14 protein-coding genes, 1 tRNA gene and 1 other RNA gene are annotated in these 15,351 nt (G+C 69.0%); 10 read left to right on the forward strand and 6 right to left on the reverse strand.

Features of this window, described 5'->3' with window-relative positions:
• Window positions 1–130 precede the first annotated feature (130 nt).
• The 4 genes from ACFC1K_RS16370 to ACFC1K_RS16385 all read left to right on the forward strand — a co-directional run bounded on the left by ACFC1K_RS16370 (window position 131) and on the right by ACFC1K_RS16385 (window position 2,084).
• The gene (locus ACFC1K_RS16370; protein ID WP_375872423.1) at window positions 131–313 is read left to right on the forward strand and encodes a hypothetical protein; all 183 of its coding nucleotides are present in this window, start codon (window positions 131–133) and stop codon (window positions 311–313) included.
• A gap of 324 nt (window positions 314–637) precedes the next feature.
• A complete protein-coding gene (locus tag ACFC1K_RS16375; protein WP_375872424.1) occupies window positions 638–898 on the forward strand; it encodes a hypothetical protein in 261 nt (86 codons plus the stop codon).
• Between the two features lie 288 nt (window positions 899–1,186).
• The gene (locus tag ACFC1K_RS16380) at window positions 1,187–1,777 is read left to right on the forward strand and encodes a hypothetical protein (RefSeq protein ID WP_375872425.1); all 591 of its coding nucleotides are present in this window, start codon (window positions 1,187–1,189) and stop codon (window positions 1,775–1,777) included.
• 79 nt (window positions 1,778–1,856) lie between these two features.
• Complete coding sequence (locus ACFC1K_RS16385; protein ID WP_375872426.1) at window positions 1,857–2,084, forward strand: DUF2283 domain-containing protein; 228 nt, start codon at window positions 1,857–1,859, stop codon at window positions 2,082–2,084.
• Window positions 2,085–2,602: 518 nt separating this feature from the next.
• On the opposite strand, the gene ACFC1K_RS16390 is transcribed toward ACFC1K_RS16385, so the two are convergent.
• Complete coding sequence (locus tag ACFC1K_RS16390) at window positions 2,603–3,376, reverse strand: lysostaphin resistance A-like protein (RefSeq protein WP_375872427.1); 774 nt, start codon at window positions 3,374–3,376, stop codon at window positions 2,603–2,605.
• 156 nt (window positions 3,377–3,532) lie between these two features.
• Between ACFC1K_RS16390 and ACFC1K_RS16395 the strand changes: the two genes are divergently transcribed.
• From ACFC1K_RS16395 to ACFC1K_RS16405, 3 genes are all read left to right on the forward strand, one after another.
• A complete protein-coding gene (locus ACFC1K_RS16395) occupies window positions 3,533–4,357 on the forward strand; it encodes a lysostaphin resistance A-like protein (RefSeq protein ID WP_375872428.1) in 825 nt (274 codons plus the stop codon).
• A 27-nt stretch (window positions 4,358–4,384) separates the two neighbouring features.
• Window positions 4,385–4,864 (forward strand): nitroreductase family deazaflavin-dependent oxidoreductase, encoded by a 480-nt coding sequence (locus ACFC1K_RS16400; protein WP_375872429.1) that lies wholly within the window; start codon window positions 4,385–4,387, stop codon window positions 4,862–4,864.
• A 404-nt stretch (window positions 4,865–5,268) separates the two neighbouring features.
• Complete coding sequence (locus ACFC1K_RS16405; protein WP_375872430.1) at window positions 5,269–5,715, forward strand: tyrosine-type recombinase/integrase; 447 nt, start codon at window positions 5,269–5,271, stop codon at window positions 5,713–5,715.
• Between the two features lie 462 nt (window positions 5,716–6,177).
• Here ACFC1K_RS16405 and ACFC1K_RS16410 read toward each other — a convergent pair.
• The 4 genes from ACFC1K_RS16410 to ACFC1K_RS16425 all read right to left on the reverse strand — a co-directional run bounded on the left by ACFC1K_RS16410 (window position 6,178) and on the right by ACFC1K_RS16425 (window position 10,862).
• A tRNA-Ser gene (locus tag ACFC1K_RS16410) sits at window positions 6,178–6,262 on the reverse strand.
• 41 nt (window positions 6,263–6,303) lie between these two features.
• Window positions 6,304–8,583 carry a transglutaminaseTgpA domain-containing protein gene (locus ACFC1K_RS16415; protein ID WP_375872431.1) on the reverse strand — a complete coding sequence of 760 codons (2,280 nt, stop codon included), beginning with the start codon at window positions 8,581–8,583 and terminating at the stop codon, window positions 6,304–6,306.
• Window positions 8,570–9,829, reverse strand: a complete 1,260-nt coding sequence (locus ACFC1K_RS16420) for a DUF58 domain-containing protein (RefSeq protein ID WP_375872432.1) — start codon at window positions 9,827–9,829, stop codon at window positions 8,570–8,572. Before ACFC1K_RS16420 ends, ACFC1K_RS16415 begins: the two co-directional genes overlap by 14 nt.
• Window positions 9,830–9,836: 7 nt before the next feature.
• Window positions 9,837–10,862 carry an AAA family ATPase gene (locus ACFC1K_RS16425; protein ID WP_375872433.1) on the reverse strand — a complete coding sequence of 342 codons (1,026 nt, stop codon included), beginning with the start codon at window positions 10,860–10,862 and terminating at the stop codon, window positions 9,837–9,839.
• A 182-nt stretch (window positions 10,863–11,044) separates the two neighbouring features.
• Here ACFC1K_RS16425 and ffs point away from each other — a divergent pair.
• Window positions 11,045–11,141, forward strand: an RNA gene (gene ffs / locus ACFC1K_RS16430) — signal recognition particle sRNA small type.
• On the opposite strand, the gene ACFC1K_RS16435 is transcribed toward ffs, so the two are convergent.
• A complete protein-coding gene (locus ACFC1K_RS16435) occupies window positions 11,136–11,807 on the reverse strand; it encodes an NUDIX domain-containing protein (RefSeq protein WP_375872434.1) in 672 nt (223 codons plus the stop codon). The genes ffs and ACFC1K_RS16435 overlap by 6 nt on opposite strands.
• Before the next feature lie 111 nt (window positions 11,808–11,918).
• Here ACFC1K_RS16435 and pta point away from each other — a divergent pair, with 111 nt between their 5' ends.
• A complete protein-coding gene (pta, locus tag ACFC1K_RS16440) occupies window positions 11,919–14,063 on the forward strand; it encodes a phosphate acetyltransferase (RefSeq protein WP_375872435.1) in 2,145 nt (714 codons plus the stop codon).
• Window positions 14,064–14,094: 31 nt separating this feature from the next.
• The gene (locus tag ACFC1K_RS16445) at window positions 14,095–15,321 is read left to right on the forward strand and encodes an acetate/propionate family kinase (protein ID WP_375872436.1); all 1,227 of its coding nucleotides are present in this window, start codon (window positions 14,095–14,097) and stop codon (window positions 15,319–15,321) included.
• Window positions 15,322–15,351 lie beyond the last annotated feature (30 nt).

Genomic DNA, 15,351 nt, shown 5'->3' on the forward strand with positions numbered 1-15,351 from the left:
GAGCTCAACGACCGGCCCCGCAAGCGGCTCGAGTTTCAGACCCCGAATGAGATCATCAGATCTGTCCTGTTGCGATGACCGCTTGAATCCGCCGACCCGCATACGAGCGATGTCGAACTAGGGTGTGAGCATGACGACGTCGCACCGATATCTGTTGGGCGGCTTGTTGTTCTTGGTGGGGGGACTCCTGTTGCTCGTGAGTATGCAGCCCGTCTGGTGGTCAGTCACGTCGGTCGTGATCGTGTTCTCCGCCGCGGCACTTCTGACGGCTCGCGCTCTGATCGAATGGCGGAAGACGCGCGCCGACATGTGAAGAGATCGAACGCCGTCATGGAACTCGTGCTCGGTGATCGGGTCCCGGACGGCCCTTCGATTGCATGGAGGAGGACCCTTCCGCGATCACGTTCCGGGCTCGTAACGATTCCGCATGCGGACCGAAAGGGCCACAAGACTGGCTCGCGTGCGCAGGTTTGTGTTTTCGCTCGTGATGATGGCTGCGCTAATTGCGTTGGTAGGTTGCGCCGGGTCTCCTACGCCGTTCGCATGCCCCGCGATCGGCTACAGCAGCGTTGCCTAAGTTCAGCTCTCTGAGCCGGCCGAAGGCCTACGGCTGGAGCTCTGCAGCGGGGCGGATTGCGTGCCCGGTCCCGTCGAGATGCCGGTTGAGGTCGGGTCGACGGCGACCCCGCTGTCAACCGGGATCTTCCAGCTGGATGGCAACAGTGAGGAAGGATGGACGGCCACTCTGCTCGATGCGCCGCCGCACCTGGGCTACCGGATCACCGACATCACGGGAGACACGGTGCAGGAAGGATCGGTCGACGTTGAATGGACACGAGTCGACGGCACCGCCCGGTGTGGAGGGAACCAGAAGGCAGACGTAGAGATCACGCTCTAGCGGAGATGAAGTGAGTTGTAACGGGCCGAGAAGTTCGCCGCCACCCCTCATCCCCTTCAGCGCGCTTCACACGACCGGATCCGCGCGGCGGGGGACCGGCATGCGTACGGTCCCTCCTGATGTGAGTTGGGGCATTCGCACGTTGTACGGCGAATACGCGCGCGGGCTCTTGAATCGTGGCCCCGTTGCGGGGTCTCGCACCGAGTGGCACGCTTCTCTCAGCTGAGCCCGAGGTGGCTATTGGCGTCGGTTGATCAAGATGCCGCCTGGCCCATGAGAAGGCCGACCATGGCAGACACCAATCAACGCGGACCGACAGTGACGGCGACCTGGCCCGCCCGAGTCGCCGTCGCAGTAATCGTCGCCCTGCTGACGGGGTGCTCGGCGACGACCGACGCGGACGTCATCGTCGCATCCGCATCGCCCACGGACCGCTCCGAGGAGGAACCAGGCGCGTCGGGTATACCCCCAAGCCCCACCCCGACGATGCCACCCGAGTCGTGCGAGCCTGCCGAGTTTCCCAGGGCGTCGCTTCCCCCGGCAGACGCTCCCGCGCCCGGCGAGTACCTGACGCTGGAGCCGGACCCCTGTCTAACGGTGAAGAGTCTGCTCGGTTGGTACATGTGGCTTGAGGATCAAGGAATAGACGCCGATCTGATCCAGGGCTTCCAGAGCGTCGCCGGCCTCGAGCCGTGGATTGCGCCCCTTGCCGACGGGAGCGGCAGATGTATCGTCATGGGGTCATCGGCCGGCGGTTCGGGCGCGGTCGCGTGCGAGTCCGCAGGCGCGCCCGCCACGATGGAGCGCAGCGCGGATGGCTCAGTGCTGCGGTTCGTCATCGACAAGAACGCAGTCGCCGTGTCCGCCGCGGCACCATAGCGGATCACACCACGAGCCAAGCCGAGAATCCGCGCGCTCAGCTACCGGGTTCCGCGCGGCGTCTCGGTACCTTCGATTCATGACCGAGCGCCGATTCACCGTCGACGATTCGGCTGACGCCGCTTACTTCTCAGTCGCGCCCACGATCGGTGCGGGTGAATCGGTCGAGAACGTGCTCATCGAGCGCGCACAGGGAACGATCGTGTTGGACTTCGATTCCAAAGGCCGACTGCTCGGCGTCGAGGTGCTCGGCGCGACGGCCCTCTTGACGCCACAGACACTCGCGAGCGCTGACGGGCTCGCGTAGCGACCCTGTGAGGTCGTACATGTTGGAGGCGTAACGTCCGGGGATGAACCGACGATCATCCCCACAGGAGCCCCACGCCGAGCAGATCACGCTGCAACACAACTCCGAGCCTCCGGCAGAGGCGTCGACGCAGGGTCACGTTCAACGGGGCCGATCCCTCAAACCCCGACACATTGCATCTCGGCAGCCGTCGCGCTGACACTGGCCACGTCACACGTGGTTGACGCAAGCACGGCGCACTCTGTGCCCTTCGACCGACCGGCAATGGTGCTGGGGTGTGGCAAGTTGATGAGCGGTCAGCGCCCGTCGTAGCCGACGTAAGTCAGCACAGCTGCGCTCAACCGCTCATCCTCGTCCATCACGGCCCGGCTCCCGTCTGCTTCCAAACTAGCCACTGCTCCGCGCGGAGCCCCACCGTCATGCGCGCCCTGGCCGACCGGGTGGCGCAGGCACAACGCAGGCTGGCGCGTGCAGTCCATCGTCGACCGGGTGTGGCGCCCAAGTGCCCCTTGGATTGACTAGCTGACGCTGGCGGTGACCGGCTTTCTTGTCGCTCGTTCGTGGGTGCCTGTGATGACCCAGTAGACGACGGCGAGGGAGAGGATGCCGACGACGGGGGCGAGGAACGCTCCGAACGGGGCCGTTGCGGGGGCGTGGCCGACGGCGAAGACGGACACGTCCCAGAGTCCGTGGAGGAGCATCGCCCAGATGAGGGATCCGGTGACGCGGCGGACGATGTAGAACGCGGTTCCGGATGCGAATGCGAGACCTGCTTGCTGGAGCGAGCTGAGCAGCGGTGCGCCGAGGAGGGCGTTGGCCAGATGCATCAGTCCGAACAGCGCGCTGGAGAGGAACCACACCCATCCTTCTGCCAGTCGCGCGCGGAATGCGGTGAGTACGAGACCGCGCGCCATCAGCTCCTCGCAGAAGCCGACCAGCACACCGAGCGCGAGCAGGGAGAGCACGAAGGAGGCGTCGAACTGCGACCAGTCGGTGGCGAAGATGTTGAGGATCGCGGCGGCGAGCATGATGATCGGCACGAAGATGGGCCACTTATGGCGGGATCGCTGCTGTTCGAAAAGTGCAGGGCGCCACCAGCCCAGCAGCGTCGCGACGATGACCAGGGCGACGGCTGCGACGGCGAGGTCCATCACCGCGCCCCGCCAGGTTGCGTCGGCGGACGTACCGATATCAGGGAACGGGACCCCGGACAGCAGGGTGACGCTGACGATGATGATGATGTAGCCGACCCAGATCGCGAAGCCGATCCAGACACGGGGAGTCACGCGCATGCAGAACCTTTCCGAGGAGGGGCTTTCTGCTGACACCGTATCGGCTGCCCGCTCCGGCACCGGCCTGTGACCGCGTCCTTCCGGCGTTGACTCCGTGTGCCAGGCTGAGGTCGGACAGATGAGGACGCGGCCGGTTCGGCTGCGGGAGGAGCTCGGATGACTCAGCAGGCGGCCCAGGAGATCCCTACACGAGATCGGGTTCCCCGCGTCCTGTGGGTGGGGCTGGTCGCCGTTCTCGTGTACGTGCTGATCGCCGCCGGCGGCGGGTTGCTCGTCGACGCGGTCCTCGGCGCCGACCCGGATCCGGTGATCGAACTGGCAGCGAGTCACCTGATCCCGCTGCCGATCGCGATCGGCGCGGGACTGCTGTTCGCCTGGCGGTCGGGGTGGTGGCACGACATCTGGACCGACCCGCCGATCCACCACACCAAACCGCGGCGATGGTGGATGCTGCTGGTCCCGCTGGCGATCGCCGCACAGATCGTGGCGCTGCTCATCGCCACGCCGTGGGCGCAACTGTCGGCGTCTTACATCCTTGTCGGGTTGATCTGCTATCTGCTCGTCGGGCTCGGCGAGGAACTGTTCTGCCGTGGCATCCTGCTCGAATCCGTCCGCGCCCACCACGGCGAAACCGTCACCCTCCTGGTCACCGCGATCACCTTCGGCCTCGCACACACCTTCGGAAGTGCGCTGGCCGGCGTCCCGGTCGGCTACATCGCCTTCCAGGTCGGCGTGACGGCAATGGAGGGCGTGCTGTTCTACGCAGCCCTCCGAGCCACAGGAACACTCTGGGCCCCGATCATGCTGCACGGGCTCGGCGACTGGGGACGCTGGCTCACCGCCGGAAACGACGACAGCACCGCCACCGCGGCCGGCGTCACCCAGATCATCACGATCGTCCTCTCGGTCGCCGTGCTCATCAGCGTCATCCTCGAAGACCGGCGCACACGAAGAACACGCGCAGCCACCCACCCGGCTTGAACGCCCAACGACCCGCTGGCGACAGACGTGGCTTTGCTGCCGGGGACGTTGGCCATCAGCGTTGCGCCCGGAATGTCTCACCGATCGCTTTGGAATGTCTGCCGCAACGAGATTGCTTCAACACGTGTGAACAACGACGTCACCACCGCCCTGCACCGAAGTCAGCTCATCGACTTGACGACGACCGGTCGCCGTAGCGGGCTACCTCGCCGCATCGAGATCTTCCTGCACGAGGAGGACGGCGTGCTGTTCATCACCGGGATGCCGCGTCGAGACCGCACAAGGGACTGGATACACAACATCACCGCAGACCCCAACGTCATCGTGCATTTGAAGAAGGGCATCGAGGCGGACGTTGCTGCCACGGCACGGGTAATCACCGATCCCCACGAAGCTCGGCCGCTCATCGAGGCCGCCGCACGCCGATGGCGCAGAGACGATGTCGACGAGATGATCGCGCACAGTCCGCTCATCGTGCTGACTCCGGCCACCGCGCCCGCCGCCTGACCGCATCCCGCGGCACTGGCCGCGGTTCCCGACGCGAAGGAGCAGAGCCTCCATGAGCCAGACGAACAGCGGGAGGGCACACGCCAGAGTGATGGCGAACGTTGCCGGGATGAGGGCGATCGCCACAAGAACGATCCATGGCGCGCCGACATCCCCAACGAACGGTGAGCAACCGGTGATCGCGCGCCGCAGACCACGAACTTCGACGGGTCGCTTCCACGCATGGCCCGTCGATGGACCCCTCTACGGTCGAGCCGACCCGTACCCAATCGACGAGTACGATGCACGACCGGCGGGGAGTCGGCCCGACGCGCCGAGATCACGGGCCTCCGATGGAAAGACCTCGCTCTCGACAACAACGTGATCACGATCTGTCTTACCTGAAGGAAGCGGGCAGCAGGCCGGTGATCGACTTCCGAGCCACCAAGAGCGGTCGTGTTCGCAACGTCGACATCGACGCCCGCCTCGCGGACACGTCCCGGGCAAAGCATGAGATGCTCCGCGCCGTCTCCCCGGAGCATGCGCGAGGCGAGCACCTGATCTTCTGCAACCGTTACGGGGAGCCACACAATCCGACCCAGTTCTCGCGCCAGTGGCGGGAGCGCGTCGCCAAAGCGGTCGAGGCGCACCCGGATCTCGATGCGCTGCACCTTCATGAGTTGCGGCACACCCACGCCACGCTGCTGCTGCGTGCGGGCGTGCATCCCAAGATCGTCTCGGAGCGGCTGGGGCACGCCGACATCCAGACCACGCTCAACACCTACTCGCACGCCGTGAAGACGCTGCAGCGCGGCGCCGCCGACCTCGTCGGCGCTCTCCTCGCACCCGTGGCGGTCGAACAGCCAATCTGAACTGGCTCAGTCCTGACACCGCTCCGACAACCAGCTGGCCCAGCGGGCGGGGGCGGTGGAGTGCGCGTTGTGAGCGGTTGATAGGCGGAGCTCGGAGCGCAGCGGAGAGTGGAGTCTGCAAAGAGCGAACGGCGGACACGCAACTGCCCCGGTCCGCTACGCTCTCGCGGTCGGAGGGCGCCACGGCAGGGTTGGTCGTCTCGCTCCGTGCTGCGCGGACCCGTGGAAGTTCGTGCTTCTCGGGCGTGTCGAACGTGGCGCCACGATCGGTCGCATGTCCGAAAACCGCTAGCGCCGGTTGCGACATGAGGCGGTCATGTCGCAACCGGCGCATCAGTCGGGTCGAGATCCGTGGAATTCCGGGCCTCTCGGAGACCAAATGTGAACGATAACTGTGTCACCAACTGTGCCACGAGATTTCGAAGGAGTCGCGATCCCTTGAAAACACTGGGATCACAGGTGCGGAGGATGGGGGATTCGAACCCCCGAGGGCTTGCACCCAACACGCTTTCCAAGCGTGCGCCATAGGCCACTAGGCGAATCCTCCAGGAGGCCCCGGAGGGCCGCCGACCATCCTACCCTGCTCCGCTACCGTGCCCGAACCGGGGCGGTCCCCGCGTACACGCTGCCGGGCCGGATCACGAGCGAACGCGGTGCCAGCAGCGCGAGGATGCGGCGCGAAGGCGGCACGGATGCGAGCAAGGAAGTGCGGACGGATGCTGCGGCATCGGCTGCCGCGTCACCCATCCAGTACGAGCGGGTGCCGGCACGCGAGTAGCTGGCTCGTTCGATCGCGAGCAGGACCGTGTTCATCTCGGATGCGGCGACCCTGTGCTCGGCGACGAGCCTGCCGGCGAACGCGCGAGGGGTCTCGCTGGCGGGCACGGGGATGCCGACGTCGATCGCGGCCTCCTGGACCGACTGCCACGCGGCCGCCGCGTCGCCGCCCCGGGCGGCGGCATCCTGCTGACGGCGGCGCAGCTCCCGGATGAGGAAGGGGAGTGCGAGGAGCACGATCATGGCCGCGACCACACCGAGGATCGGCAGCGGGTCGAGGGCGTCCTGCGACGTGCCGTCCGACGCGTTCTGCCGCTGCTCCTCGAGGTCGATCTGCGCCTGGTCGCCCCGGGCCGTGGGGGTCGGGTTCGTCTGCGGAGTCGCGGCGTTGGGGTCCGCGGTTTGGCCAGGAATCGTGAGCTCCGACGAGAAGGTCGTGGGGACCCCGAGGCCGGAGGTCGGCTCGAACGGGATCCACCCGATCCCCTCGAAGTACACCTCGGGCCAGGCGTGCAGCTGCGAGCTCGACACCGAGAAGACGGGCTGGCCGTCGATGCTGTCTGTGGTCGGGGTCCCGGGCAGATACCCGATCACGACGCGCGTCGGCATGTGGAGCGTTCGGGCCATCAGCGCGAACGCCGCCGCGAAGTGGATGCAGTACCCCTCGCGCACCTCGAGGAATCGCGCGACGGCCTCGGCGCCGGTGCCGTCGAACCCGTCCTCGACCGGCGCCTCGAGGGAGTACCGGAACTCGGTGCCCCGGAACCACCGTTGCAGCGCAGCCAGCTTGTCGTAATCCGAGGTGGCGTCAGCCGTGACCTGGCTGGCGAGCTCTCCGATGATGGGCGGCATATCGACCGGCAGCTCGGTCGTCTCGTCCCGAACCTGCGAGCCCACCGACACCGCCGCACGGACCTGCTCGAGCGACGGGCGCGGGACGTCGAAAGCCACCTCGTAGGACTGCCCCTGGGTCGAGCCGCCCGTCGTGGCCACCGTGTGGTTGTAGGGGACCGCCCCCCAGAGGCCGCCGCCGAGGCCGGTGATCCCGACCACGGGGTACGGGACAGGCGCCCACTGGGAATCGAGATTCACGATGTCGACCTTCGCCGTGTACTCGCCGATGCGGACGTCGTCGTCCGAGTCGACGACACCGAACGCCCGCTCGCTCTGGAACGACACGGTCTGCGAACGATCGGATTCCCACGCTTCGCCGTCCAGTCGGGTAACGGTCGTCGCGCGCAGGTAGGGCACCGAGGGGGCGTCAGTGCGCAGCCGGAGCACCTCCGTCTCCTGCGGGCGCCGAAGGTCCTCGCCGAGCCGCAACGTGGCATCGATCCCCGGTCCGGGTCCGAGACCCGACCCGGCCCGCGCGCCGGGCTGTGGCAGCACCGGCGTCGCCACGACGGCCACGACGATCGCGATCGCGCCGATGCCGAGTGCCGTCGCGGGGACGCCGGCGGTGCGCTCCGCCTCGCGCTCGACCGGCTTCTCGCGCGAGCGCGTCTCGGAGCGCAGGAGGAACAGGATCGTGACCGCGAGGAACACGAATCCGATGACGTCGACCTTGCTCGGCGCGGCGATCGCCGGGATGAGCGACACCGCGACGATGCCGACGGAGGCGAGCAGCGGCATCCGCGCGGTCACCACGACGTGATCGACGATGATCGTGAGGAGTCCCATCGATCCCACCACGACGAACGCCAGCGAAAGCGTCGGCTCGAGGGGCGCCGCGCCGATCGCGATCTCCTCCATCGCGGCCTGCACCAGCATCGGCACGGCCCGGAAGGTGTCGAGCGTCGGGATCACCCACAGCAGGGCGGTGTCTCGCAGGAAGATCAGCGTCATGAACACGACCCACACCGCGACCTCGATGAGGGTCACCGCGACCGCGGGGAGGCGGTAGAGGCGGGAGGCGTATCCGGCGGCGAGCACCAAGGCCGACAGCGCGAGGGCCGCGACGAGCCACCACCCGGGCTCGATGACCCGGACGACCGGCAGCAGCGCCGCGAGCAGCGCCGCGAGGATCGCGAACGTCAGGAGCCGCTCACCGCCGCGCGCACGCACCTGGCGCCCTGTCTCAGCCGAAGACATGGTGCACCCCCCGTCCGATCGCGTTCGCCCACGCGTGACCCAGGTCGCGGTCGGGACCGATCGCCGCAACGTGCCAGCCGTGATCCGCGGCGATGTCGAGTCCGTCGCCCATCGGCGACGCGGACAGCAGGAGGGGGAGCGTGCTGTGGTGCGAGACCGGGCCGATGGCCACCGCGTCGGTCGGGTCGAGCCGCCCCACGATGAGCACGATCGGACCCGTCGACGCCCCCGCGAACAGCCGCGACAGGCGGGGGAGGGCGTCGTCGCGGTGGGCGGTGATCGTGGCGAAGTGGACGAGCATCGCGTCGACCTCGGTCATGTCCCCGCCGTCGATCCGGTCGACGAGCACCGTTCCCTCCGTGTCGAGCACCTCGACGGCGTAGCCGTCGTGCACGAGGCGCGCGACCGCGGAGACGCAGGCCGAGATGCCGGCTTCGAAGCCGGGGTCGGCGCCGGGAGCGCGCAGGGCCTCGGGAGACCAGCGCAGCGCGGCGCGGTCGATCACGACGGTGGCCTCGGGTGTGGACTCCTGCTCCTCCTGGCGCACCATGAGCTCGTCGCGGTGGGCGGTAGCCCGCCAGTGGATGCGCCGCATCGAGTCACCTGGGGCGTAGGGCCGCGCGACGAGGTTGTCGGCGCCCTGGCCGAGCTGGTCGGTCGTCGTGTGCAGCATTCCGCCGGTGGCGCCGGCGTAATCCACGAGCGGCGGCAGCTCGACGATCGCCGGCGCCACGGTGACCGGCGTGCGCTGGCTGAACACGACCGTGCGTCGCGCGAGACCGAACGGATCCGACGACCGCACGGTGAGCGGTCCGAGCGAGTGGACTCCGCGCCTCGCGCCGGTGACGGCGTACACCAGGTCGATGCTGCGCGCGCCGCCGCGCTCGCCGCCGCGCAGCCCCGAGCCGAGTGCGGGAAAGGCGCCCTCCGCCTTGCCGCGCAGCCCCTTGGGCAGGGCATCGCGCCACGTTCCCGGTGCGGTGGGCAGCGCCGTGCGCACCTCGACGCGCACCGACACGCGTGCGTCGCCTCCGACCGGGACGACGTCCGGGGTGAGCGCCCGCGTGACCGCGTCGGAGCGGCGCCCGACGTACAGCGACGCGATGCTCGCGATGACGACCGCCAGCAGCAGGATGCCGAAGTACATCAGCTCGACGATGCTCGCCTCGTTCGCCACGATGAAGCACGCGATCGCGAGGACCAGCGCTCCGGTGCCCCGGACGGTCAGCGGCCACACGCTTCTCATCGGTCTCTCACTGACGTGCGGCGATCGGCACCCGCACGCTCGCGGCGATGCGCTCGAGGATCGTCGCGATCGCATCTGCGGCGCTCGACCCCCGGGCGCCGCCCGCGGCGCGGGTCGGGATGAGCCGGTGCGCGAACACCGGGGCGAGGAGCGCCGTGATGTCGTCGGGGATGACGAAGGCACGCCCGTCGAGCGCGGCCCACACCTTGGCCGCGCGAACCAGCTGCAGCGTCGCGCGGGGGCTGGCGCCCAGGCGCAGATCGCTGTGCGTGCGGGTCGCCTGTGCGAGGGCGACGGCGTAGTCCTCGATCGCGGGTGCGACGTGCACGGCCCGCGCCCACGCGACGAGGCTCGCGACCTCCTCGGCCGAGACGACCGGCGTGAGCTCGTCGAGCGGGTTGACCGTGTCGCGCTGGCGCAGCATGAGGGCCTCCGACCGCGGGTCGGGGTAGCCCATCGAGATGCGCATCATGAAACGGTCGCGCTGCGCCTCGGGGAGGGCGTAGGTGCCCTCCATCTCGAGCGGGTTCTGCGTCGCGACGACGAGGAACGGCTCGGGCACGAAGTGCGTGCGCCCGTCCACGGTGACCTGGCGCTCCTCCATGGCCTCCAGGAGCGCGGACTGCGTCTTCGGGGAGGAGCGGTTGATCTCGTCGGCGATGACGATGTTCGCGAAGATCGCACCCGGCTTGAACTCGAACTCGCGGTCGAGCGGGTTGAACACGCTCACGCCGGTGACGTCGCCGGGCAGCAGATCGGGCGTGAACTGGATGCGACGGACCGTGGCATCCACACTGGTCGCGAGCGCGCGCGCGAGCATGGTCTTGCCGACGCCGGGCACGTCCTCGATGAGGAGGTGCCCCTCGGCGAGGAAGCACACCAGGGCGCTGCGCACCGCGTCCGGCTTGCCGTCGATGACGCTGCCGACCGCATCGAGGATCGCGTCGGTGACGCGGGCGAACCCCTCGGCCGTTGTGGCCCCGAGCGCACCCGAGCCTTTCGATGCAGCATCCGTCATCGCGGTATCGACCATCGCCGGCTCCTGTTCCGCCCTCGAACGAGCGGGTCGCGGGTGGGGTGCGGGCTCCCTCGCCCACGGGACCGATCCTAATCGCGCCGTTATCGGATCGGTATCGATCGCGCTGGGAGAACCCTGGACGCCCCCGCGTGCGACGCGAGCGGTCCGGCCGTGCCCGTCGGTCGGGTTAGACTGGACCCAGCTCTCCGCGAGGCGGCATCCAGGCCAACTCCCCCAGGACGGAAACGTAGCAAGGGTAACCAGGCTCTGCCGGGTTCGCGGAGAGTCTTAATTTTCCCGGGCGAAGGGGCCCTCCAGCACCGACCACTGCAGCAGCATGATGGACTTCGCATCCTGGATCCGCCCGTCGCGGACCATCGCGAGAGCCTCCTCGATGCCGAGGTCGAGCAGCTCGATGTGCTCGCCCTCCTCCGCCAGGCCGCCGCGCTCGCCGACCCCGGCCGCGCCATCGTAGGGCGCCGCGAAGAAGTGCAGCCGCTCCGTGACCGAGCCGGGGCTCATGTAGACGTCCCACACGTGCTCGAGCTCGCCGATGTCGACACCGGTCTCCTCGACGGCCTCGCGCCGGATCGCGGTGGCGGGATCGTCCTCGTCGAGGAGCCCTGCGGCCGTCTCGATCAGCATGCCGTCGGGGTGGTCGTTGACGTAGACGGGGTAGCGGAACTGACGGGTGAGCAGCACCGTGCGCCGGGCCGGGTCGTAGAGCAGCACCGTCGCGCCGTTGCCGCGGTCGTACGTCTCGCGTTGCTGGGTCTCCCAGCGGCCGGACGGCCCGCGGTACTCCAGCGTGGTGCGCCGCAGCACGTGCCATGCCGATGCGAGCACCTCGACGTCGGTCACCCGCACATCCCGGTTGCGGTCGAGCTCACGCCCCGTCCGGTCGAGGCCGGTCCGGCCGCGGTGATCGGGGACGTCGATTCCGGGACGAGGTTCGTGCATGCCGTCGAGGGTATCCGCGGGCGGCTGCGGACGCGGCCTCGGGGCGGCGCGCTGCTTTTGATCCGGTGGCACGCCTGGCCGCGGCATCCGTCCCGCCCATAGGCTGGTCGCGTGGCGCAGAGCATCTACATCACGTCGGCAGAAGGCCACTCGGGGAAGTCAACGGTCGCGCTCGGGGTGCTCGATGCGCTGAGCCACGCGACGCCGCGGGTGGGGGTGTTCCGGGCGATCGCCCGGTCGACCGTCGAGCGCGACTACGTGCTCGAGATGCTGCTCGACCACGACGGCGTCGATCTTCCGTACGACGACTGCATCGGCGTCACTTACGACGACGTGCGGCATGATCCGGATGCTGCGCTCGCGACGATCGTCGAGCGCTACAAGGCCGTCGAAGCCCAGTGCGACGCCGTCGTCATCGTCGGCAGCGACTACACCGATGTGGGGAGCCCCGCCGAGCTCGCCTACAACGCCCGCATCGCGGCGAACCTCGGGGCTCCGGTGCTGCTGGTGCTCGGCGGCCGCTCGGCGCAGAACCAGACGCAGCCCGAGCAGCTCGGCTCGTCGCTCGCGCGCACGCCCGCCGAGATGGGGCAGATCGCCGACCTCGCGCTCGCCGAGCTCGCCCACGGCCGCGCGAAGCTGTTCGCCGTCGTCGCGAACCGCGCCGACGCGGAGCGCGCCGATGAGACCCTCGACGCCATCCGCCGCTCGATCCACGCGCACCAAGGCGCCGCGCCCGCCGCGCCCGTGCCGGTCTGGGCGATCCCGGAGGACCGGTTCCTGGTGGCGCCGTCGATCCGCGGCATCATGCGCTCGGTCGACGGAGAGATGCTCGCCGGCGATGCCGGCCGGCTCACGCGCGAGGCGCTCGCGGTGGTGGTCGCGGGCATGTCGATGGTGAACGTGCTGCCGCGTCTGCTGGAGGGCGCCGTCGTCATCATCCCCGCGGACCGCTCCGAGGTGCTCCTGGCGACGCTGCTCGCGAACGCGTCGGGGACCTTCCCTTCGATCTCCGGCATCGTGCTCAACGGCGGCTTCGAGCTGCCCGAGCCCGTCACGCGCCTGATCGACGGCCTCGGCTCGAGCGTGCCGATCATCACGACCGAGCTCGGCACCTACGAGACCGCCGTACGCATCATGGGCACCCGGGGCCGCCTCGCCGCCGACTCGCAGCGCCGGTACGACACGGCGCTCGCCCTCTTCGAGCAGAGCGTCGACACCGACGAGCTCCTCGTCGCCTTCGGCCTGGCGCGCGCCACGGTCGTCACGCCGCTCATGTTCGAGTTCCAGCTCATCGAGCGGGCGCGCGCGCAGCGCAAGCGCATCGTGCTCCCCGAGGGCGACGACGACCGCGTGCTGCGGGCCGCGGCGACGGTGCTCAAGCGCGGCATCGCGGACCTCGTCATCCTGGGCGAGCCGTTCGAAGTTCGTGCCCGCGCGATCGAGCTGGGTATCGACATCCAGGGCGCTGAGGTGCTGTCGCCGCTGGACGCCGTCCACGTCCACAAGTTCGCCGAGGAGTACGCGCGCCTGCGCGCGCACAAGGGCGTCACCGTGGGGCAGGCGGCCGACACCGTCACGGATGTCTCGTACTTCGGCACGATGATGGTGCACCTCGGGCTCGCCGACGGCATGGTGTCGGGCGCCGCGCACACGACGGCGCACACGATCCGCCCGGCGTTCGAGATCATCAAGACCAAGCCCGGCGTCTCCGTCGTGTCGAGCGTCTTCCTCATGGCGCTGGCCGACCGCGTGCTGGTCTACGGCGACTGCGCCGTCATCCCCGACCCGACGAGCGAGCAGCTCGCCGACATCGCCATCTCGTCGGCGGCGACCGCCTCCCAGTTCGGGATCGACCCGCGCGTGGCGATGCTCTCGTACTCGACGGGGGAGTCCGGATCGGGCGCCGACGTCGAGAAGGTGAGGGATGCGACGGCCCTCGTCCGCTCGCGAGCCCCGGAGCTCCTCGTGGAAGGGCCGATCCAGTACGACGCGGCGGCCGATGCCGCGGTGGCGGCGGCGAAGATGCCGGGGTCGGCGGTCGCGGGACGCGCGACGGTCTTCGTCTTCCCCGACCTCAACACCGGCAACAACACGTACAAGGCGGTGCAGCGTTCGGCGGGCGCCGTCGCGATCGGGCCGGTGCTGCAGGGCCTCAACAAGCCGATCAACGACCTGTCGCGCGGCGCGCTGGTCGACGACATCGTCAACACGATCGCGATCACCGCGATCCAGGCGCAGGAGGCCGGTCGCTGAGACAGCGACCGGAGGAAGAAGGGAACGGCCGATGACCCCCGTGCTCGTCATCAACAGCGGCTCGTCGTCGTTCAAGTACCAGCTCCTCGACATGGACACCGAGCGCACGCTCGCATCCGGACTCGTCGAGCGCATCGGCGATCCGATCGGCGTCGCGCGACACACCGTGTACGCGACGCCGACTGACGGCCCCTCGCCGGCCTTCCTCGACGCGACGCGTACCCGTGAGCTTCCGATCCCCGACCACACCGCGGGCTTCGGCGTGATGCTCGAAGCATTCGCGTCGGACGGCCCGTCGCTCGCCGAGACGCCGCCCGTGGCCGTGGGCCATCGCGTCGTGCACGGCGGTGCGCGCTTCTTCGAGCCGACGCTCATCACGCCGCTCGTCGAGATCAACATCGACGAGCTGTCGGTTCTCGCGCCTCTGCACAACCCCGCGAACCTCGCCGGAATCGTGGCCGCACGCGCGGCTTTCCCCGACGTGCCGCACGTGGCCGTCTTCGACACCGCCTTCCACCAGACCCTGGCTCCCGCGGCCTACACCTACGCGATCGACGCCGAGGTCGCGGCATCCCATCGCATCCGCCGCTACGGATTCCACGGCACGTCGCACAAGTTCGTCAGCGAAGCGGCGGCGGCGTTCCTCGGGCGACCGCTGGGCGAGCTCAAGCAGATCGTGTTCCACCTCGGCAACGGGGCGTCGGTCACCGCGATCGACGGCGGACGCTCGATCGACACGTCGATGGGCTTCACGCCGCTCGAGGGGCTCGTCATGGGCACCCGCTCGGGCGACATCGACCCGGCCGTGCTGTTCCAGCTCGAACGGCGCGCAGGCATGACCGTCGAGGACCTCGACGAGCTGCTCAACAAGCGCAGCGGCCTCCTCGGGCTCGCGGGCTCCAACGACCTGCGCGACATCCGCGCGGCGATCGAACGCGGGGAGGAGCGCGCGATCCTTGCGTTCGAGGTCTACGTGCACCGGCTGCGCGCCTACGCGGGCGCCTACCTCGCGCAGCTCGGCGGCGCCGACGTGATCTCGTTCACCGCGGGCGTGGGCGAGAACGCCCCGGCCGTGCGCGCGGGCGCCCTCGAGACCCTCGGATTCGCGGGTGTCGAGATCGATCCCGAGCGCAACGAGAGCCGTGAGCGCGGCATCCGGATCATCTCGACGGATGCCTCGGCCGTGACCGTCCTCGTCGTCCCGACCGACGAGGAGCTCGAGATCGCGCGGCAGACTCTGAGCGTCGCCCGGACTTAACCGACACGGGGTGTCGACCGGACACGCGCC

The sequence above is a fragment of the Microbacterium sp. NPDC056057 genome (assembly GCF_042266945.1).
GTDB lineage: Bacteria > Actinomycetota > Actinomycetes > Actinomycetales > Microbacteriaceae > Microbacterium > Microbacterium trichothecenolyticum_C.

Excerpts from the sequence above, each read along its gene's own strand:
- ACFC1K_RS16370 (WP_375872423.1), top strand. The coding sequence starts at position 131 with ATGACGACGTCGCACCGATATCTGTTGGGCGGCTTGTTGTTCTTGGTG.
- ACFC1K_RS16380 (WP_375872425.1), top strand. The coding sequence starts at position 1,187 with ATGGCAGACACCAATCAACGCGGACCGACAGTGACGGCGACCTGGCCC.
- ACFC1K_RS16385 (WP_375872426.1), top strand. The coding sequence starts at position 1,857 with ATGACCGAGCGCCGATTCACCGTCGACGATTCGGCTGACGCCGCTTAC.
- ACFC1K_RS16390 (WP_375872427.1), bottom strand. The coding sequence starts at position 3,376 with ATGCGCGTGACTCCCCGTGTCTGGATCGGCTTCGCGATCTGGGTCGGC.
- ACFC1K_RS16395 (WP_375872428.1), top strand. The coding sequence starts at position 3,533 with ATGACTCAGCAGGCGGCCCAGGAGATCCCTACACGAGATCGGGTTCCC.
- ACFC1K_RS16415 (WP_375872431.1), bottom strand. The coding sequence starts at position 8,583 with ATGTCTTCGGCTGAGACAGGGCGCCAGGTGCGTGCGCGCGGCGGTGAG.
- ACFC1K_RS16420 (WP_375872432.1), bottom strand. The coding sequence starts at position 9,829 with ATGAGAAGCGTGTGGCCGCTGACCGTCCGGGGCACCGGAGCGCTGGTC.
- ACFC1K_RS16425 (WP_375872433.1), bottom strand. The coding sequence starts at position 10,862 with ATGGTCGATACCGCGATGACGGATGCTGCATCGAAAGGCTCGGGTGCG.
- ACFC1K_RS16435 (WP_375872434.1), bottom strand. The coding sequence starts at position 11,807 with ATGCACGAACCTCGTCCCGGAATCGACGTCCCCGATCACCGCGGCCGG.
- ACFC1K_RS16445 (WP_375872436.1), top strand. The coding sequence starts at position 14,095 with ATGACCCCCGTGCTCGTCATCAACAGCGGCTCGTCGTCGTTCAAGTAC.